17 protein-coding genes and 1 pseudogene are annotated in these 18,533 nt (G+C 61.8%); 14 read left to right on the top strand and 4 right to left on the bottom strand.

The genetic code is table 11. The features are described from left to right. The first annotated feature begins 16 nt into the window (after positions 1 to 16). The 4 genes from E2K99_RS03000 to E2K99_RS25405 all read left to right on the top strand — a co-directional run bounded on the left by E2K99_RS03000 (position 17) and on the right by E2K99_RS25405 (position 3,046). On the top strand, positions 17 to 1,669 hold the full coding sequence (locus E2K99_RS03000; RefSeq protein ID WP_134221303.1) for a methyl-accepting chemotaxis protein: 1,653 nt from the start codon (positions 17 to 19) through the stop codon (positions 1,667 to 1,669). 184 nt (positions 1,670 to 1,853) lie between these two features. Beyond that, complete coding sequence (locus tag E2K99_RS02995) at positions 1,854 to 2,063, top strand: hypothetical protein (protein WP_034331894.1); 210 nt, start codon at positions 1,854 to 1,856, stop codon at positions 2,061 to 2,063. Positions 2,064 to 2,144: 81 nt separating this feature from the next. Continuing rightward, positions 2,145 to 2,771: a trimeric intracellular cation channel family protein gene (locus E2K99_RS02990; protein WP_134221302.1), complete on the top strand. Its 627-nt coding sequence runs from the start codon at positions 2,145 to 2,147 to the stop codon at positions 2,769 to 2,771. A 122-nt stretch (positions 2,772 to 2,893) separates the two neighbouring features. Beyond that, a complete protein-coding gene (locus E2K99_RS25405) occupies positions 2,894 to 3,046 on the top strand; it encodes a hypothetical protein (RefSeq protein ID WP_166675032.1) in 153 nt (50 codons plus the stop codon). Positions 3,047 to 3,169: 123 nt separating this feature from the next. On the opposite strand, the gene E2K99_RS02985 is transcribed toward E2K99_RS25405, so the two are convergent. Further along, positions 3,170 to 4,207, bottom strand: a complete 1,038-nt coding sequence (locus E2K99_RS02985) for a TRAP transporter substrate-binding protein (RefSeq protein ID WP_134221301.1) — start codon at positions 4,205 to 4,207, stop codon at positions 3,170 to 3,172. Between the two features lie 79 nt (positions 4,208 to 4,286). Next, complete coding sequence (locus E2K99_RS02980; protein ID WP_034331897.1) at positions 4,287 to 5,036, bottom strand: SDR family NAD(P)-dependent oxidoreductase; 750 nt, start codon at positions 5,034 to 5,036, stop codon at positions 4,287 to 4,289. A 284-nt stretch (positions 5,037 to 5,320) separates the two neighbouring features. Between E2K99_RS02980 and E2K99_RS02975 the strand changes: the two genes are divergently transcribed. Further along, positions 5,321 to 6,208, top strand: a complete 888-nt coding sequence (locus E2K99_RS02975; RefSeq protein WP_034331899.1) for a LysR substrate-binding domain-containing protein — start codon at positions 5,321 to 5,323, stop codon at positions 6,206 to 6,208. Positions 6,209 to 6,338: 130 nt separating this feature from the next. Further along, a complete protein-coding gene (gene tkt / locus E2K99_RS02970) occupies positions 6,339 to 8,342 on the top strand; it encodes a transketolase (protein ID WP_134221300.1) in 2,004 nt (667 codons plus the stop codon). A 529-nt stretch (positions 8,343 to 8,871) separates the two neighbouring features. Here tkt and E2K99_RS02965 read toward each other — a convergent pair. Further along, entirely contained in the window at positions 8,872 to 9,081 is a 210-nt protein-coding gene (locus tag E2K99_RS02965; RefSeq protein ID WP_006461922.1) for a cold-shock protein, read from the bottom strand. Positions 9,082 to 9,578: 497 nt separating this feature from the next. On the opposite strand from E2K99_RS02965, the gene E2K99_RS02960 reads away from it, so the two are divergent. Together E2K99_RS02960 and E2K99_RS02955 are read left to right on the top strand one after the other, a co-directional pair. After that, a complete protein-coding gene (locus E2K99_RS02960) occupies positions 9,579 to 12,515 on the top strand; it encodes an HD domain-containing phosphohydrolase (protein WP_134221299.1) in 2,937 nt (978 codons plus the stop codon). 130 nt (positions 12,516 to 12,645) lie between these two features. After that, positions 12,646 to 13,293 (top strand): alanyl-tRNA editing protein, encoded by a 648-nt coding sequence (locus tag E2K99_RS02955; protein ID WP_134221298.1) that lies wholly within the window; start codon positions 12,646 to 12,648, stop codon positions 13,291 to 13,293. A gap of 58 nt (positions 13,294 to 13,351) precedes the next feature. Here E2K99_RS02955 and E2K99_RS02950 read toward each other — a convergent pair whose 3' ends face one another. Then, positions 13,352 to 14,455, bottom strand: coding sequence for an SDR family oxidoreductase (locus E2K99_RS02950; protein ID WP_166675031.1), 1,104 nt, complete (start codon positions 14,453 to 14,455; stop codon positions 13,352 to 13,354). 388 nt (positions 14,456 to 14,843) lie between these two features. On the opposite strand from E2K99_RS02950, the gene E2K99_RS26035 reads away from it, so the two are divergent. From E2K99_RS26035 to istB, 6 genes and pseudogenes are all read left to right on the top strand, one after another. Continuing rightward, on the top strand, positions 14,844 to 15,503 hold the full coding sequence (locus E2K99_RS26035) for a hypothetical protein (RefSeq protein ID WP_134221296.1): 660 nt from the start codon (positions 14,844 to 14,846) through the stop codon (positions 15,501 to 15,503). A gap of 187 nt (positions 15,504 to 15,690) precedes the next feature. Next, positions 15,691 to 16,470 (top strand): molybdate ABC transporter substrate-binding protein, encoded by a 780-nt coding sequence (locus E2K99_RS02940; RefSeq protein WP_240733841.1) that lies wholly within the window; start codon positions 15,691 to 15,693, stop codon positions 16,468 to 16,470. Positions 16,471 to 16,679: 209 nt separating this feature from the next. Continuing rightward, a complete protein-coding gene (gene hxsA2, locus E2K99_RS26180) occupies positions 16,680 to 16,961 on the top strand; it encodes a His-Xaa-Ser repeat protein HxsA2 (protein ID WP_205703750.1) in 282 nt (93 codons plus the stop codon). A 116-nt stretch (positions 16,962 to 17,077) separates the two neighbouring features. After that, positions 17,078 to 17,401: a His-Xaa-Ser system protein HxsD gene (gene hxsD, locus E2K99_RS02930; RefSeq protein WP_134221295.1), complete on the top strand. Its 324-nt coding sequence runs from the start codon at positions 17,078 to 17,080 to the stop codon at positions 17,399 to 17,401. A 126-nt stretch (positions 17,402 to 17,527) separates the two neighbouring features. After that, entirely contained in the window at positions 17,528 to 17,926 is a 399-nt protein-coding gene (locus E2K99_RS02925; RefSeq protein ID WP_420840864.1) for a helix-turn-helix domain-containing protein, read from the top strand. Continuing rightward, positions 17,886 to 18,491: pseudogene (gene istB, locus E2K99_RS02920) on the top strand (IS21-like element helper ATPase IstB); the annotation flags it as partial. The gene E2K99_RS02925 and the pseudogene istB, both read left to right, overlap by 41 nt. Positions 18,492 to 18,533 lie beyond the last annotated feature (42 nt).

Genomic DNA, 18,533 nt, shown 5'->3' with positions numbered 1-18,533 from the left:
GGCAACGGGGGCAAGCATGCGCACGAATCTACCGATCACCACCACCGAACGGTTGCTGGAGGATGGCAAGTCCATCGTCTCCAAGACCGACCTGCAGGGCAACATCACCTACGTCAATCCTTACTTCGTGGAAATCAGCGGTTTCGACGAAGCCGAACTGATCGGGGCCCCGCAGAACATCGTGCGCCATCCCGAGATGCCGCGCGAGGCCTTCGCCGACATGTGGGCCACGCTCAAGGAAGGCCTGCCCTGGAACGGGCTGGTCAAGAACCGCTGCAAGAATGGCGATTACTACTGGGTCCAGGCCAACGTCACGCCGGTGCGCGAGAACGGCCGCGCGGTCGGCTACATGTCCGTGCGCACGCGTCCTTCGCGGGAGCAGGTACAGGCGGCCGACAGCGCCTATCGTGCCTTCGTCGGCGGCCAGGCGCGCGGCCTGCGCATCCGTCGCGGCGCAGTGGCGCGCACCGGCTTCATCGGCTGGCTGCAGGGCCTGCGTGATCTGCCGTTGGCCAAGCGGCTGGGCTGGATGATGGGCGTGCTCACGCTCATGTTCATCCTCGGCGGTGCGGTCGCGGGCAGTGCCGTGCAGACGGCCGGCGGCAGCCCCTATGCGGTGTGGCTCGCCACGCTTGGTGGCGCTGCGCTGCTGCTGGGCTCGTGGGCGGTGCTGCATGCCAGCGTGGTGGCGCCCTTGCAGCGCGCCATCAAGTCCGTCCATGGCCTGGCCGGCGGCGATCTCGACCTGCATATCGATACCGATGCGCGCGGCGACATGGGCTTGCTGCTGCAAGCGCTGCAGCAGCTCAACGTCAACCTGCGCGCCATCATCGGCGACGTGCGCCGCAACGTGGAATCGATGACCATCTCCACCGGCGAGATCGCCAGCGGCAACATGGATCTCTCAAGCCGTACCGAATCGCAAGCCTCGGCACTGGAAGAAACCGCCTCCAGCGTCGAGCAGTTCGCCGCCACCGTGCGCCAGAATGCCGACTCGGCAGCCAATGCCGACCGCCAGGCGCAATCGGCCTCCTCCATTGCCCAGCGTGGCAGCCATTCGGTGCAGCGCATGGGCAAGACCATGGAAGAGATCGACGCGGCTTCGCACAAGATCGTGGACATCATCGGGCTGATCGACGGCATCTCCTTCCAGACCAACATCCTGGCGCTGAACGCTGCCGTGGAAGCGGCGCGTGCCGGCGAACAGGGACGCGGCTTTGCCGTGGTCGCCTCGGAAGTACGCACGCTGGCGCAACGCTCGGCGGCCGCCGCCAAGGACATCAAGGGCCTCATCGACGACTCGCGCGCGAAAGTCGAGAGCGGCAACCAGCTGGTCCGCGAAACCGCGCAAGCCATGGGCGACCTCGGGGGCGCGGTGGAAAACATGGCCGTCACGATGGCCGAGATCACGGTGGCCAGCAATGAGCAGAGCGGCGGCATCGAGCAATTGAATCAGGCCGTCAACGCCATCGACGAAACCACCCAGCAGAATGCCGCCCTGGTGGAACAGGCTGCCGCCGCTGCCGAGAACCTGCGCGACCAGTCGATCAAACTGAGCCAGGCCATGTCGGTGTTCAAGATCAGCTACAGCGCCCCGCGCTCACCGGCCTCTGCGAGCGCGAACACTGCCACGCGCCAGAAGGAAACCACGCTGGCACTGGCGCAGTAAGGCCCGGTGGCATGCCGTGCAAGCGGCATGCCTACACCGCTTTACAAGGCATTGCATTTCTTTACCCGATAAGGGGGTGTCTGCATCTTTGCACGCTCACCGCGCTTGCCTATGATGAACTCCTGTCCGCATCTCCCTCATCAGAGGGGGATGCTGGCTGCCTACCACTACAAGGGAGTTTCACATGAGCGTGTCTTCGGTCTCCTCCGGCAACAGCAGCTTCTACAACACCATCATCCAGCCCATCAAGAACGTCGCCTCCGAAGTCGGTGACGAGATTGAAAGCGCCTACGACACCACGGTCGATGCCGTTTCCTCGGCTGCGCATTCGGTGGCCGACAGCGTGACCTCGGGCGTCAAGGCCATCGGCAACATCATCGATACCTCCGCCTGATCTTGGGTGCCGCAGCATGGCGCCGGGACCGCGCCATGCAATAATTCGGGCTTCGCGACTACCGCCAGCCCGGACCCTGCCATGCTGCTGCATACCATCTACCTCATCGCCATCTGCGCCGAAGCCATCTCTGGCGCGCTCATGGGCATCCGCAAGGACATGGACATCTTCGGCATCTGCCTCATCGGCACGGTGGCGGCGCTGGGTGGCGGGACCGTGCGCGACATCCTGATCGGCCACTATCCGCTGGGCTGGGTGGCGCATCCCGAATATCTGGGCTTCACCATCTGCGCGGCGATCGTGGCAGCAGTCGCGGCGCGCGCCCTGCATCATTTCAAGTCCGCTTTCCTGGTGGTGGATGCACTGGGGCTGGTGGCTTTCACCATCATTGGCTGCGATATCGCGCGCAGCTTCGACAACTTCCACCCGGCCATCGTGGTGATGCTGGGCATGGTCACGGGCGTGTTTGGCGGCTTGCTGCGCGATGTACTGTGCAACGAGATTCCGCTGGTCCTGCGGCGCGAGATCTATGCCAGCGTGTCGCTGCTGACCGGCACCCTGTATGTGCTGATCCTGCACTGGCAGATCGATGGCCGCATCGCCACCCTGAGCTCCCTGCTGCTGGGATTTTCGGTGCGCCTGCTGGCGATCCGCTTTCACTGGGAATTGCCGCGCATGGACAAGGAGCGCGTACGCGGCTTCGATTGAAGCGAGCGCTCTCCCCGGCAAGTGACATCCTTTGTTGCAATTGCCTGACTGCGCTTAGCAGTCCCACGTAGTTCAATGCTGCCTCACTGCATCTCTTTCCATTTCTTTGCATGAGGTTGACCATGAAACGATTGACGACGCTGCTGGCTGCAGCGCTGCTGCTGACCACGCTGGGGGGCTGCGTCTGCGCGCCCTGGTTCTGCGGACCCGGCCCGGGCGGCGGCGGACCGCGCGGCGGCTGGGGTGACGGCGGACATGGCGGTGGGCCACGCTGAGATTTTGCACCGGTGTCAAACGCAAAAGGCCGGAGCAAACTGTCTCCGGCCTTTCTCTTTTCCGCATTCTTGATTTTGGATTCTGTATTACGTATTCCCTCTGCGGAGTTCTGATGCAGCTCCTCAGCCCAGTGCGCCGACGCTGGATTCCAGCAGCTTCCACGCCTCCTCGCCAAACCTGGCGCGCATGTCCTTGTAGAAATTGGCCTGTGCCAGCGCCTGCTTGAAGGAGTCCTTGTCCGCATCGACGATCTGCAAACCCTTGCCGGCCAGGTCATTGCGGGCCATGCCGGAGAAGCTGGCGATGTCGGCGCGCTCATCGGTGGCGGCCTGATCGAGTTCGCGGCGGACGATCTCCTGGATGTCCTTGGGCAGCTTGTCGAAGGCGCGGCGGTTGCCGAGAATCCAGTAGGCGTCCCAGACGTGATTGGAGAGCGTGCAGAACTTCTGCACTTCGTAAAGCCGTGCGGTGCTGATGATGGCCAGCGGATTTTCCTGCCCTTCCACCAGCTTGGTCTGCAGCGACGAATAGACCTCGTTGAAATTGATCGGCGTGGGACTCGCGCCCAGTGCCGAAAACAGCGAGGTCAGCATCGGTGCTGCCGGCACGCGCAGCTTCAGGCCCTTGACGTCGGCGGCACTCCTGATCGCCTTGGTCGAGGTGGTGATCTGGCGGAAGCCGTTGTCCCATGGCTTGGACATGGTCAGCAGTCCCACCTTCTCGATCTGCGCGCGCACGTGCGTGCCGAGCGGGCCGTCCATGGCCTTCCACACGGCCGCGTAATCCTGGAAGGCAAAACCGGTATTGACGATACCGGCGGCCGGCACCAGCGTGGAGAGCACGGTATTGGCCTGGTTGAAGAATTCCACACCGCCATTGCGGATCTGCGACATCAGGTCGGTATCGGAACCCAGCTGGTTGGCCGGAAACAGCTTGATCTCCATGCGCCCGTTGGTGGCGTTGCGGATGCGGTCGATGGCTTCCTGCGCGCGCTTGTTGACCGGGTGCGAAGGATCCTGGCCGGTGGCGAATTTATAAGTAAACTCGGCCGCATTGGCGGGCCGCGTGAGGATGGAAAACAGCGGTAGTGCAGCGCCGACAGCGCCTGCCTTCAGGATCTGGCGGCGGCTCATCTTCTTTGATGCGATCTCGTCTTTCATCTTTTGTCTCCTGGCATTTTTTATGGTGGGAATCGATGAAACCGCGCCGGGCCACACGACCGAGCGGCGCGTGAACAACTCAATGGATCAGCATGCCGCCGTTGACGTCCAGCGTGATGCCGGTGCAGTACTGCGACAGGTCGCTGGCCAGGAACACGCAGACGCCGCCCACGTCGTCCGGCCCGCCCAGGCGGCCCAGGGGAATGGTCTGGGCGATCTCGGCTTTCTTCTCGGCACTGAGGATGTCCTTGTTGATGTCGGTCGAGATGAGGCCGGGCGTGACGCAATTGACGCGGATGCCGTCCGGTCCGAACTCGCGCGCCATGGCCCGCGCCAGACCCAGTACGCCAGCCTTGGCCGCCGAATAGTGCGGACCGCCCAGGATGCCGCCACCGCGCTGGGCCGAGACCGAGGAGATGCAGACGATGGAACCGCCCTGCTGCGCGCGCATGGCCGGCAGCACTGCCTGCGACATGTAGAGCGTGCCGCGCAGGCTGACATCGAGGATGCGGTCATAGTCCTTGCCGCTGATGTCGAGGAATTTGGCGGGCTGGGTAATGCCGGCATTGTTGACCAGGATGTCGATGCGGCCGAACTGCTGCAGGATCGCTTGCGCTGCGGCCTCGCAGGAGGCCTTGTCGGTGACGTCGGCCACCAGGCCGAGATGGCCCTCGCCCAGACGGGCCGCAGCGGTGGAAGGCTCGGCGCGTTCAAGGTCGAGGATGACGACGCGCGCGCCTTGCGCAGCCATCAGGCGCGCGGTGGAAAATCCCAGGCCGTTGAGCCCGGCACCGCCGGTAATGACGGCAACTTTGTTCTTGAGCAGCATGGTGTGGTCTCCTGAAAGTGGCATGCGAATGAGCAACGGTGAAGACCTCCGCGCAGTCCTCCTGCGAGCGGATGCCGCGCCAGATAGCGCGCATGGACGGATGTCTCCCTGTTGTTCTGGCGGCGATCTTCGAACTTTCATCCGGCTGCGACAAGTGATGCTTTGTCATGAAAATGTGACGAAGCTTCATCTGCCGGATCGATGCGCTAAAATCGGCCGCGAGCCCGCGCCCGCGCATGCCGTGACGCAGCAGAAATGTTCACAAGACCAAAAACCGAGACACCATGATTCCTCCACTGACCTCTCTGATGGCCTTCGAAGCGATCGCACGCCGCAAGAGTTTCAATCTTGCGGCGGCTGAATTGCATCTCACGCCGTCGGCCATCAGCCACCAGGTGGCGCGTCTGGAAAAGCTGCTGGGGCTGCGCCTGTTCGAGCGTTCCACCAAGGGTGTGGAGCTCACGCCGGCAGGACAGAGCTATCTCAACCGCGTGGCCGGTGCGCTCGGGGCGATCAATTCGGCCACCGACGATTTGCGGCATGGCGTGGAGAATTCGCTGCAGATCCATTCCAGCCCCAGCTTCGCGAGCCTGTGGCTGATGCCGCGCATCGGACGCTTTACGCAGCGCTATCCGGAGATCGCCTTCGGCTTGTCGGCCTCGCCGGAAATTTCCGATTTCGAGATCGGGCAGGTGGATCTGGACATCCGCTGCGGCGTACCGCACTGGCCGGACCTGGAAATCGAACCGGTGTTGTCGGAGCAGGTGATCCCGATGGCCAGTCCCGATTTTCTCGCGCGCCATCGCATCGAGACCCCGGAAGACCTGGTGCTGGCCCCGCTGATCCAGTCGCGCGGCAGCCTGCTGCAATGGCCGGAATGGTTTGCCCGCTACGCGCCGGACCTGCGTCCGGAACGCATCGCCCTGCGCTTCGACCGCGCCATGATGAGCATCGAAGCAGCGGTACAGGGATTGGGCGTAGTCTTCGAGAGCGATGCCTTCGGTGCCGGGCATCTGGCCAGCGGACGGCTGCAGCCGGTGTTTGCGGACGGCATGACGCTGGAGATCACGCAACACTTTGCGGTCTGCCCGGCACGCAACAAATCGCGGCCGGAGGTGGTGTTGTTCCTGCAGTGGTTGCGTGAAGAGAGCGGGAAACTTGCGTCTACTTGACGCCAATTCAGCCAAGCCTGAATTTTCATCGCTTGCCTGCACCCGTACCGACCGCCAAGAATAAGTCTCCACCATTACAACGGAGACTGACGCATCGCCCTGTTCTGCCGGGCAGATGCGTCTTGCTGTCATGACCCCACATCCCCTGCAGCCGCTGGCGCATGCCATCCGCTTTCTTTCCATCGACGCCATCGTGCGCGCCACCGAAGGCCATCAAGGCGTGCCGCTGGGCATGGCCGAGATCGCCACCGCACTCTACGCCCGCCACCTGCGCTTTCACGCTGCCGATCCGACCTGGCCGGACCGCGACCGCGTGGTGCTCTCCAACGGCCACGGCTCAATGCTGCTCTACAGCCTGCTCTACCTCACCGGCTATGAACACATCTCGCTGGAGCAGGTGCGCAACTTCCGTGAATTCGGTTCGCACTGTGCCGGCCATCCGGAATACGATCCGCAACTTGGTATCGAAGTGACCACCGGCCCGCTCGGCCAGGGCATCGCCAATGCCTTCGGCATGGCGGTGGCCGAGGCTTACCTGAATGCGCGCTTCGGCGATGGCATCGTCAATCACCGCACCTACGCCTTCGTCGGCGATGGCTGCCTGCAGGAAGGCATCGGACAGGAAATGATTTCCCTGGCCGGCCATCTGCGCCTCGCCAAACTGACCCTGCTGTGGGACGACAACCAGATCACCGATGACGGCGCCACCGAACTCTCCATCAGCGAGAACGTGCCCGAGCGTTTCCGCGTAGCCGGCTGGCACGTGGTGGAGGTGGACGGGCATGACATCGAGGCGGTCTCGCGCGCACTCGATGCCGCACGCGCCTCGGACCGTCCCTCGATGATCGCCTGCCGCACCATCATCGGCCGTGGCATCCCGCGTGTGCAGGGCCAGCGCGGCGGCCACAGCGCACGGCTCCATGCGGAGGATGCACAAGCCGCACGCGATCTGCTGCAATGGCCGCATGCGCCCTTCGAGATCCCGCAGGACATCCTTGCGCCGTGGCGCAACTTCGGCCAACGCAATCGCGATGAACATGCCGCCTGGCATCAGCGCCTGCAGGCCCTGCCGCCCACACAGCGCGCCGAATTCGAACGTGTCCTGCGGGGTGACTTGCCCGATGGATGGCAGGAGGTGTTGCTGCAATTCAAGCGTAGCGCGCACGAGCCTGCGCGGGCGCAGGGTGGCATCCTGATCTCGGCCGCGCTCAATCAGCTGCTGGCCGAAGTGATCCCTGAACGCATGGTGGGCTGCGCCGATCTTGAAGCGCCCACGGCGCACAAGGGTTCGCTCAAGGCCTTCACCGCCAGCGACCGCAGCGGCGCCTACCTGCACTGCGGTGTACGCGAACACGTGATGGGCGCGATGGCCAATGGCATGGCCGCGCATGGCGGCGTGATTCCGCTGGCCGTGACCTATCTGGCCTTCTCGGATTACGAACGGCCGGCCATGCGCATGGCTGCGCTGATGGGCTTGCCGGTGAAATTCGTGTTCAGTCACGACTCCATCGGCATCGGCAAGAACGGGCCGACGCATCAGCCGGTGGAAATCCTGGCCTCGCTGCGTGCCATGCCCAACATGCTGGTGATGCGGCCGGCCGATGCCAGCGAGGCGGTGGAATGCTGGGAAGTCGCCATGCAGCACCGCAGCGGACCGGTCAGCCTGGTCTTCGCACGACAGAGCCTGCCGCCGGTCCGCAAGCGCTTCGAGGTGAGCAATCTCAGTGCGCGCGGGGGATATGTGCTGGAAGAAGCGCAGTGCGGGCCGCGCCAGGTGAGCTTGCTGGCCACCGGTTCGGAGGTGGCCATCGCTTGTGCTGCGCGCGACCTGCTGGAAGCGCGGGGCGTGGCCACCGCCGTGGTATCGCTGCCGTGCTGGGAATTGTTCGACCAGCAGGACAGCCGCTATCGCGACGCGGTATTGGGCAAGGACACAATCCGTATCGGGGTGGAAGCGGCGGTGCGCTTTGGCTGGGATCGCTATCTGGGCGCGCGCGGCGGCTTCGTCGGCATGGCGGGCTTCGGTGCGCCGGGGCCAGCGGATGTGCTGTACCGGCATTTCGGCATCACGCCAGAAGCGGTGGTGGCGCAGGCTTTGCAGCTGCTGGACAGTCCGCACAGCCAGACGACATAAACCATTTATATGATTTATATCGGTTCCAGAACGCAAAAAGCCCATCTGAAACCAGATGGGCCGTTCATTGATTAACGCTGGATTCCCTCATGACCCTGGCGATCTGCCAGGTGCTGCGAGAGTGTCCTGCCCGGTCTATCTGGCCGGTGCGGTCGCAATCCAGGTGTTCGTGTTGTGGTCCGGAGGCCGCCGTTGGTGCGGGCCGGTGTCACGCTCTACGAGCGATTAATTAACTATTTGCTACACGGCTTGCGCCGTGACTGACGCGCTCCTGCCTTTGTGGTTCACCTGCCCGCGCTATCTGCACGGCCACAGCTGAGTCTCTGGCAGGAACGACGTCCTGCGCTGCCCTGACCTTCGGTACCGGCCCTCCCTGGCTATCTGCCAGGTGAGAGTCTGCGAAAAAATCGCGCCGACATGAAAGGACTGCGGAGTCTGCCGGCCTGGCCTCTGGAGCGTATGGAATTCCGGAGGCGTTCAGGCGCGGACAGCGAGGATGTTCTGCTTCGCTTGCGCGAAAATCTTGGTCTTAGATGACCTTGATGTTGGTGGCCTTTTCACCCTTGGGGCCGACACCGCGGTCGAAGGACACGCGCTGGTTTTCCGACAGGCTGCGGAAGCCGTTGGACTGGATGTCCTGGAAGTGCGCGAAGACGTCAGCGCCGCCAGCATCAGGAGTGATGAAGCCGAAGCCCTTGGCATCGTTGAACCATTTGACTACGCCGGTTTGAGTGCTCATGTTTGTTTCCTTTGGAAAAGTTTGGGACGAATGAAGGCAGATGCCTGATAGGCACTTGAAACCAAGAACTGAAACCGAAGGAAAGAAAACAGAACGACCGAGAAGGGAACGACAGTCAGGCGGAATTGGAACCAACAAGAATACAACTTGATGCAAGTACAGGTCGTATTGTACACCACATGCGACATCTTGCAGGTATCTGTTGATAAATGTGTGGTTTTTCTGTAGGCATCGCCCGCTTGGCCGCCCCGGCAGGGCCGCTCCGCCCGGCTACTGCGTCGCTACCGGCAAGGAGCGTCACGCCATCAAGAGGCCCGGCATTGCCGCCGACAGTGACTTGACCGCTTTTAGTGACTTGACCGCTTTTTGCTGGCCCAACGTAATTCCGGTATATTGGCCCGAAGAAAAAAGAGGCCGTGTCCCGTTGTGCGCCGGAGGTGGGCGGCGCTGATGGCATCGCGGGTTCCGTTGCATGTCACCCAGTCACTGCGTGCTCGATGCCCCTTCCAGAACGCCCCTTGTTTGATCCGTCCGACGACGATGCCACCGTGCCTGGCTTGCCGGTACGCTTCGGCATTTCCGCCCTGGTGATGGCGGGCATGGTCCTGCTGGCCGTGGTGCTGGTCTCGGTAGGCTGGTGGGGTGCGCGCCAGGTGCTGCTGGACATGTCCGAGCGCTCAGCCGAGGATGCCGGGCGCATCATGACCGAACGCTCGCGCCGCATCATCGATCCGGCCGTGGCTACGCTGCGCCAGCTGGCCTTCGATCCGATCACGCAAGCCACGCAACTCGATGAGCGCCTCACGCGCATCGCCGCCTTCTCCATCGACCTGGTCGCCAATCCGCTGGTGTCCGCAGTCTACGTGGGCTACCCCAATGGCGACTTCCTGCTGGTGCGCTCGCTGCGCGGTGCCGACCAGCGCGCCTTCTTCTCGGCACCGGCGGCATCGGCCTTCCTGGTACAAAGCATCGTACGCGATGCCGATGGCACGCAGCACGGGCAATACCGTTTCTATGATGCCGAACTGAAACTGCTGGCCCTGCGCGATGAGGCGGACTATCTCTTCGATCCGCGCACGCGCCCCTGGTATGCCACGGCGGACCGCTCGCTCATCCCTTCCATCTCGGCCCCTTACGTCTTCTTCACCACGCGCCAGATCGGCATCAGCCTCTCGCAGCGTGCGCGCGACGGCGAGGCCGTGGTCGCCATCGACATGACGCTGGACGACCTCGCCGCCAGCCTCGGCAACCTGCGCCTGACGCCCAACAGCGAACTGGCACTGGTGGACGAACACCAGCGCGTGATTGCCTACAGCGACATGGCGCGCGTACTGGAACAGGAGGGCGAGAGTTTCCGTTTCCGCAGTCTCAAGGATCTGGAAGTCCCGAGCCTGTCACGTCTCTCCGCACGTGCGCTGGCCGGCGAGACCAGCGCGCTCTACAGCGTGAACGGGCGTGAGTGGCTGGGCTTGTCGCTGCCCTTCGACGTCATCGATGGCCATGCACTGAGGCTGCTCATTGCCGCGCCCGGCGACGAACTGCTGGGCCAGCTCGACCGCAATCGCAAGACCCTGGTGCTGGTGGCCTTCCTGGTGGTGCTGGCGTTCCTGCCGCTGGGCTGGTGGGCCGGGCGCGCCATCGGACGCAGCATGGAGCGGCTGGCGGTGCGGGCCGGACGCATGTCGCGTTTCGACTTCCGCACGCAGGACCGGCGGCGCAGTACCCTGCGCGAAATCAACATGCTCACCGACATGGTGGACCACGTGAGCCTGACGGTAGAAGCCTTCCTCGACATCAGCGCCATCCTCAGTACCGAAACGCATGTCGAAGAGATGCTGCAGCAGGTGCTGGAGAAATTCGTGCAGGCCACGCGCTGCGACGGCGGTGCCGTCTATCTGTGGCAGCGCGAAGACGGCCAGATGCAGCGCGCGGCAGCCTATGGCCAGCAATGCGGATTGACCGACAGCATGGCGTATGACGCACAAGGCACAGGTGCAGGCGCTGCCGACAACATCGCCGCACGCGCGACCGACGATGGCCGCATGCGCGTGGAACTGGATCTGCGTGGCCGCAACGGTTCACTCGAAGGTTTGCTGGTGCTGATGCATGCCCATGACAGCGTGCATGAGGATCCGCGCTTCCTGGCCTTTGCGCGGCGTCTGTCGGGCATGCTGGCGGTGGCCATCGAGACGCGCCAGCTGATCGCCGCGCAGAAGGCCCTGCTGGAATCCCTGATCCGCCTGATGGCTGACGCCATCGATGCCAAGAGTCCTTATACCGGCGGCCATTGCGAACGCGTACCGCACCTGGCCATCCAGCTGGTCGACCGCCTGGCGCAGGAAAGTGAAGGCCGCTACGCCGGCTTCACCCTCAACGAGGACCAGCGCTATGCCTTCCAGCTGGCGGCGCTGCTGCACGATTGCGGCAAGGTCACCAGTCCCGAACACATCGTCGACAAGGCGACCAAGCTGGAGGTGATCCACAACCGCATCCACGAAGTGCGCATGCGTTTTGAAGTGCTGTGGCGCGATGCCGAACTGGACCTGCTGCGCGAGCTCTACGCTACCTTGCCTGCAGCCCGGGCCGAATCCTGGCGCGCAGAGCTGGAGCGCCGCCGGCATCAGCTGCGCGAGGACTTTGCCTTTGTCGCGCAATGCAATGTCGGGGGCGAAGCCATGTCGGACGACGCCATCGCGCGGCTGCGCCAGATCGCCATGCAGACCTGGCAGCGCCATTTCGATGACAGCCTGGGCCTGGCCGATGAAGAAAGCCGGCGGCTCGCCGCGGCGCGTGGTGGACAGATGCAGCAGGAACTGCCCTGCACCGAGACCTTGCTGGCCGACAAGCCGGAACACAAGGTCGCCTGGGAAGAAGGACACCGGCCGCCGGTTGAACGCGGCGACCCGCGCAATGTGCTGGGCTTCGACATGCAGCTGCCGCAGGTCCGGCAGAACATGGGCGAGCTGCACAACCTGACCGTGCGGCGCGGCACGCTGACCGAAGAAGACCGTTTCGCCATCAACAATCACATCGTGCAGACGCTGGTGATGTTGAAGAGCCTGCCGTGGCCAGATTCGCTCAAGAGCGTGCCCGATACCGCCGCCAATCATCACGAAAAAATGGATGGTACCGGCTATCCGCGCCGCCTGCGCGCATCCGGGCTGCCCTTGCAGGACAGGGTGATGGCGCTGGCCGATGTGTTCGAAGCACTCACGGCGGCGGACCGTCCGTACAAGCCGGCCAAGACCTTGTCGGAATCGCTGCGCATCATGGCCAGGATGTGCCGGGAACAGCATCTGGATACGGAGTTGTTCCGCTACTTCCTGCACAGTGGCTTGTGGCGGACTTATGCGGATGAATTGCTGCGGCCGGGGCAGCGCGATGCGGTGGATATTGCGGCGATTGAAGACTTGCTGGAAGCGCATCCCGCGTAAGGCAGGCGATGCGAAGCTGAAGTCCGCCTTTATCGTAGAATCTCTGCTCACGTTTTTGAACGCATCGGCAGGCTCATGACCTGCCGATGCTACCGCTGATCATCTATTGCTATCCCTGCCCGCTGACAACATGACGCACAAGTTATTCTGGTCCGCCCCCTATCAGACTGAACTCGACACGACCGTCACCGTTGTCGAAGATGATCAGGTACAAATCGCGCAGACCATCTTCTTCGCCTTCTCCGGTGGCCAGGAGAGCGATGCCGGCACGCTGGGCGGCCATCCCGTGCTGCAGGCCGAGAAGCGCGACCAGACCATCGTCTACACGCTGCCACCCGGACATGGCCTGCGGGTCGGTGATGCGGTTCACCTGCAGATTGACTGGGCACGCCGCTATCGCCTGATGCGCCTGCACTTTGCGGCCGAGATGGTGTTGCAGCTGGTCTATCAGATGCGGCCGGGGATCGAACGCATCGGCGCACACATCGCCATGGACAAGGCGCGCGTGGACTTCGCCAGCGACACCAGCCTGGCGCCGCTGTTCCCCGCCATCGAGGCGGCGGCGCAGGAGCTGGTGGCGGCGGGCTTGCCCATCGTCACCGCATTCAGCGATGAAGCCGCCGGCCGGCGTTATTGGGAAGTGGAAGGATTTGCGCGCATGGCCTGCGGCGGCACGCATCCGCGCACCACCGCCGAAGTGGGAACACTGCGACTCAAACGCAAGAACACCGGACGCGGCAAGGAACGCATCGAGATCCTGCTCGATGCGCCCGCGTGATGCCGCTGAGCCTGGGGAATTTTTCGCCTCGCTTGAGGACGACGACTGAGCGGAAGGCTCAGGTCTTGTAGTCGTACTTCATCTGCTGCGCGATGAGGATATCCTTGCTGGTGCGTTCGCACAGGGTCACGTAATCGGTGAGCGGCTGCGGAGGCCGCATGCCCTCCTCGATCAGGCGCTGGTTGTCGAACAGCACTTCCTCCGCCGCAAAATAGCCATACGAACGAATCGCCTTCAACACGATGCGCTTGTTGCAGGGACCGATCAGGTCCTGGAAGCGGTCCTGCATCTGCAGGAAGCTGTCGTAGTGGGTCTGGCGGTAGCGTGACATCTTTTCCTCACCGGTGCCGACGCTGATGGCTTCATCGATTTCGCCGAAGGTGCAGGCGTGATTGGGGCCGGACGAGATGTTGTAGGCCGCGTATTTCAGGGTCGGTTTTTCCAGCAGCAGGTGCAGGGCTTCGGCGCAATAGTCCACCGGGATCACGTCGATCTTCTGGTCCAGCTCGCAGGGGAAGGCCTGCAAGGCGCGCGCCAGGCGGAAGACCCAGTAGATGCTGCCCGAGGCGGCGCATCCGAGTTCGGTATGGCCGACCACGATGGACGGCCGTGCGATGACGAGCGGCAACTCCGGCAGTTCGGTGCGCAGGCGTTGTTCGGCCTGGTACTTGCTGGCGGTGTAATCGAGGTAGTGCTCGACGTCATCGGCGGGAGAATAGTCTTCCGACACCGGGCGCGGCGCATTGCGCCCGCAGGACATCCCTGTCCCGATCTGTATGAAGCGCCGCAGCGGGCGTCCGCGCGAGAGGCCGTGCGCCATGGCGAGCACGCCGTCGACGTTGGTGGGGAAGATGGAACGATGGCTGCCGAACGAGGCCAGGGCCGCCGAGTTCACCACATCGCTGACCTGCAGCAGGCGCGGATCATCGATCCAGCGCTCCACCCCGGTGAGGTCGCCGCACAGGATCTGGTCAGGCGACAGGCGCTGCAGTTCGTCCTCGCTCACGCCGTGCAGGCGCAGGTTGGCCGCCAGGCGCGCGCGCCCTTCGTTGCGATTGGCCGACCTGACCAGGAACAGCGAGCGCTCCCAGCGTGGCGTGCGGATGAGACGAGCGGCCAGCGCGCCGCCGATGAATCCGGTACTTCCGGTGAGCAACAACATAGACGATGAGAGTTCCGCAGATAAGGAAGCAAGGACCGGCATGCCCCCATGCCGGCCGGTGAAATGAGGGCGCGAACCCGTGCCTCTTCCCCTGAAAATGGGGCAAAAAATTATAAGTGAGACGATCACGGAATTGAACCAGTCCAAATGGACTGGGTGCGCTGGCGCACCGATTCCAGCAGTAAAAATTTACATCCTGCATCAGGCATTTCAGTCCAAACGGACTGATTTCTTTTGCGAGTGCGGCCTTTAGAATTCGATGGATGTTGCCCCGCCTGATTTCCCGTCCCCAACTGACCGCCACTTCCTGGCAACGAGGAGTGTCCTCATGCCGCTTGCGCCCGCGCTTCTCCTTCCCAGGTCGTCGGCCGTGACGGAGCACGTCCATGTGCTCCCCATCCATCGCCGCGTGCGGCTGGGGATGGAAGGCGGCATCGTCGCTGCCAGCGTGCTGCTGCTGGTGGCCACGCTGGCGGCACGTTCGCTGTCCACCTATACCGCCTGCACCACGGTCCTGACGGCGCTGCTCTGTGGCGGATGCTTTGTGCATCTGCTGGTGCGCGAGCGACGCGGGGTCCCTGATTCGCCGCGGAAATCGGCGATGCTGGCGACGCTGATCGTGTGCGTTTTCCTGGCGGCGTTGTCGGACACCGGAATGATCCACGGACAACGCGGGGATGCGTCGGGGGCGCTGGTGAGTGCCTTGCGCCATGGCGTGCTGCCGCTGGGCCTCTTCAGCTATTGGCTGGTGTTCTGCGGGCCCATGTCCTTGCGCTGGCGTGCGGTGCTGCCGTTTGTGCCGATGCTGGGATGGCTGTGCTTTGCGGCGATCCGCTCGGCGCAGGCCAGGCAGGTGCGCTGGCCGTGGGCCTCTCCGGGTCTGTCGGCGTGGGGCGAGGCGGCGGTGCTGGTGGCGTTGATGGTGATGCTGTTCGCGGCGGGACTGGTGTTGTTGAAGCTGGTCAAGGCTTATCTGGTGGATGCGGGGATGCGGTCACGGGCGTTTGGGGATTGGGATACGGGGGCGGTGTCGCGGTCGCCCAGATAGGTTCGGGTGATGCGGTTGAGCAAGATCCTTCATCACCCTCATCACCGATAATCAAGCGCGGTTGGCCGTCTCAGCGGGCCGCTCCGGCAGGCGCAAACGTGGCCTCTGCACGCATCGTATAATCGGTGCCGACGTATTTTTCTGCCGCTCCTTTCCCGTCCCCCGTATTCCATCACCTGGAGTCACCGTGCGTGCGTTCCGTCTTCCGCTGCTGTTCGCTGCGACCTTCTCCGTTTTTTCTTCCTTCGTTGCCCTGCCCGCTTGTGCGGACCAACTTCGGGTGCTCGCCGCCGGGGCCATCGCACCCATCGTGCGCACGGTGGCCACCGACTTCGAGCGGCGCAGCGGCATCCACGTCACGGTAGACAACGCCACGGGCGGCGTCGTGGACAAGCGTGTGCGATCGGGTGCGGCGGCGGATGTGGTGGTGGCACCGGATGGCGTGTTGCGTGGACTGGGCAAGGACGGCTATCTGAATCTGGCCAGCGAGCGGCCGATTGCACGGGTGGGGATTGCCGTGGCGGTCAGGCAAGGCGCGTCCTCGCCTGCCATCGCTACCGTGGCGCAATTCAGGAAGGCCTTGCTCGACGCGCCTTCCGTCGCAGTGATCGATCCCAAGGCCGGCGGGTCGAGCGGCATCTATCTGGAAAAATTGTTTGAACGGCTTGGCATCGCCAGTCAGATGCACGCCAAGGAAGTGCTGGTGCCTGGTGGACTGGTGGCAGAAAAACTGGTGGATGGAAGTGCGGCTCTGGCATTGCATCAGCAGAGCGAGATTCTGCTGGTCAAGGGGGCGAAGCTGGTGGGGCCGTTGCCGGCGGACATTCAGAATTACACGGTGTATGTGGGGGCCGTGGGGGCGCGCACTGCATCGGGCGTCACGGGGCGGGCGTTTCTGACCATGTTCGGAGAGGAAACGGCGCGCAGGGCGATGGTGGCGCATGGGTTGTTGCCTGATGTTAATTGAAGGAAATTCCGCATTGCTAAGCCTCGTGTAAGTTGCAAGCCTCTTCGTCGGGCATAACTCATGGACTAAAGATTTCTCACTGGAAATCAAATATTTTTTTAACTTTACGGAATTAGTTGACTTGTTAAGTCCGGAGATTTATCTTCGCCAAGAAATCGTTTTAAAACAACCGATTTGGTGCCAACCGCCTCATCCAACTCGAGAAAATAATGAAAAAAAACTTCGGATTTCTGGTTCCCATCGCAATCGCATCTGCTGCTTTAGCTCCCATCGCAGCAAAGGCGACTCCATCCAAAGATAACAACGATCAGGCAAAAGATCATTCTGCACATAGCGCAGGTGCAAGTGACGTCGTTCGTTACGTCAAAAATGGGGAGGCCCATGCTCTGCGTATGACCCGCAGTGATACAGGGCAGGTCTTGGCTTACCATCAGTCACATTCAAGTCATTCGAGTCATAGCTCACATTCCAGCCACAGGTCTGGCTCCTAAGGCTGTTTCTCGAGCACGTTTTATTTCTTTGGATTTTCAATGCACGGGCACCGGAAGGTGCCTGTTGTTGTTGCACGTCGAAAGCTATATGCACAATCAACTCATGAGAGTTTGCAATGACTGTGACCACGCTGAAATTTGATGCGGCAATATATAGCGTCCTGGCCATCGAGAAAGGGTGCTATCGCCTCAGCGATGTACTGTCCAGCGTCATAGCCAAAGATGGCAATGATTTTTTGGTCGAGATTACATTTTTAGGAAAAGGAAAAACTACCGAAGGAATGGATGCAACATTAGCTCGACTAAAAAACGAGATCCTCGATCAGAACCTAAGAGAAAAAATCAAGGTCGAGACTGCAGCAACACGCAATTTGATTTTGGCCTACGCATTTTCGCGAACTGGCCTGATCTCGAACGATTCGGCGAAAGTCCATGAGTAAGTTTCACCCAATTGCCTTTTTGTTGATTTGCATTGAAAACTGACCCAGTTTCCCCGGAAATTTGCATCCTAAGTTGACCCATGTTTAGACCACAATCCTGCTCATGACATCGAGCGGGAGAACGGAGTGATAGACGTGGCCCTACTTGGAATCATTCGACGCTGGTACATCAGAGATCGCGTCTCGATCCGGGAAATCGCCCGCAGGTTGGACATTTCCCGAAACACGGTTCGTCGCTACATTCGATCAGAGGCGATCGAACCTTCCTATGCCAGCAGGCATTCACCGAGCTCTTTGGATGCATATGCCCCCAGGCTTTCCGCGTGGCTGAGCTCAGAGTTGGTCAAATCCCGTAAGCAAAGACGGACCCTGAAACAGATGTTCCTGGAGTTAAGGGAGCTTGGTTATGAGGGGTCGTATGACCGTGTGGCGGCCTTTAGCAGGCACTGGAAGGCGGGTCAGTTAGAGAGGGTCAAATCGGCGAGCAAATCAACAGAAGGTGGCGAAATTTCCAGCTTACCGTGATCTTAATGGCTTTGACTTCAGTGTCAGCGATGTGAACGAGGCATTGGTCAGAAGTTTGCATACTTGCTCCTTCCTTGAAACCGGCCAAAACATCGTCTTTGTTGGTGGCCCTGGAACTGGGAAAACCCATCTGGCCAGTGCAGTTGGAATTCAGGCAATCGAACATCACGATGCCCGCGTCCGATACTTTTCCACAATCGAGCTTGTCAACCAGCTGGAGCAGGAGAAACTTCAAGGGAAGGCTGGCCATTTGGCGGTCAGGCTGACGCACACCGATCTGGTTATTCTTGATGAGCTTGGATACCTTCCATTTAGTCAGAGCGGAGGGGCTCTGCTTTTCCATCTCATCAGCAAGCTGTATGAGCGAACAAGCTTGATTATTACGACGAACCTCGGCTTCGGCGAATGGGGCGCTGTCTTTGGAGACCCGAAGATGACGACAGCTCTTCTCGATCGGCTTACGCACCACTGCCACATTGTGGAAACGGGGAACGACAGCTATCGTTTCAAAAACAGTTCCACGCGAGAGAAAGGGAGGAACACTGGCAAAGGATCTTCAAACTAGCTGCAGTTGAGACGGGTCAATATTAAGTGCAAAGACCGGGTC

This window comes from Herbaspirillum huttiense, from assembly GCF_004367745.1.
Lineage (GTDB): Bacteria > Pseudomonadota > Gammaproteobacteria > Burkholderiales > Burkholderiaceae_D > Herbaspirillum > Herbaspirillum huttiense.
Note: the sequence above shows the minus strand (reverse complement) of the source record. Positions and strands in the feature narration are given on the sequence as shown.

Coding starts and splice junctions, on each gene's coding strand:
- E2K99_RS03000 (WP_134221303.1), top strand. CDS start 17: ATGCGCACGAATCTACCGATCACCACCACCGAACGGTTGCTGGAGGAT.
- E2K99_RS02995 (WP_034331894.1), top strand. CDS start 1,854: ATGAGCGTGTCTTCGGTCTCCTCCGGCAACAGCAGCTTCTACAACACC.
- E2K99_RS02990 (WP_134221302.1), top strand. CDS start 2,145: ATGCTGCTGCATACCATCTACCTCATCGCCATCTGCGCCGAAGCCATC.
- E2K99_RS25405 (WP_166675032.1), top strand. CDS start 2,894: ATGAAACGATTGACGACGCTGCTGGCTGCAGCGCTGCTGCTGACCACG.
- E2K99_RS02985 (WP_134221301.1), bottom strand. CDS start 4,207: ATGAAAGACGAGATCGCATCAAAGAAGATGAGCCGCCGCCAGATCCTG.
- E2K99_RS02980 (WP_034331897.1), bottom strand. CDS start 5,036: ATGCTGCTCAAGAACAAAGTTGCCGTCATTACCGGCGGTGCCGGGCTC.
- E2K99_RS02975 (WP_034331899.1), top strand. CDS start 5,321: ATGATTCCTCCACTGACCTCTCTGATGGCCTTCGAAGCGATCGCACGC.
- tkt (WP_134221300.1), top strand. CDS start 6,339: ATGACCCCACATCCCCTGCAGCCGCTGGCGCATGCCATCCGCTTTCTT.
- E2K99_RS02965 (WP_006461922.1), bottom strand. CDS start 9,081: ATGAGCACTCAAACCGGCGTAGTCAAATGGTTCAACGATGCCAAGGGC.
- E2K99_RS02960 (WP_134221299.1), top strand. CDS start 9,579: ATGCCCCTTCCAGAACGCCCCTTGTTTGATCCGTCCGACGACGATGCC.
- E2K99_RS02955 (WP_134221298.1), top strand. CDS start 12,646: ATGACGCACAAGTTATTCTGGTCCGCCCCCTATCAGACTGAACTCGAC.
- E2K99_RS02950 (WP_166675031.1), bottom strand. CDS start 14,455: ATGTTGTTGCTCACCGGAAGTACCGGATTCATCGGCGGCGCGCTGGCC.
- hxsA2 (WP_205703750.1), top strand. CDS start 16,680: ATGAAAAAAAACTTCGGATTTCTGGTTCCCATCGCAATCGCATCTGCT.
- hxsD (WP_134221295.1), top strand. CDS start 17,078: ATGACTGTGACCACGCTGAAATTTGATGCGGCAATATATAGCGTCCTG.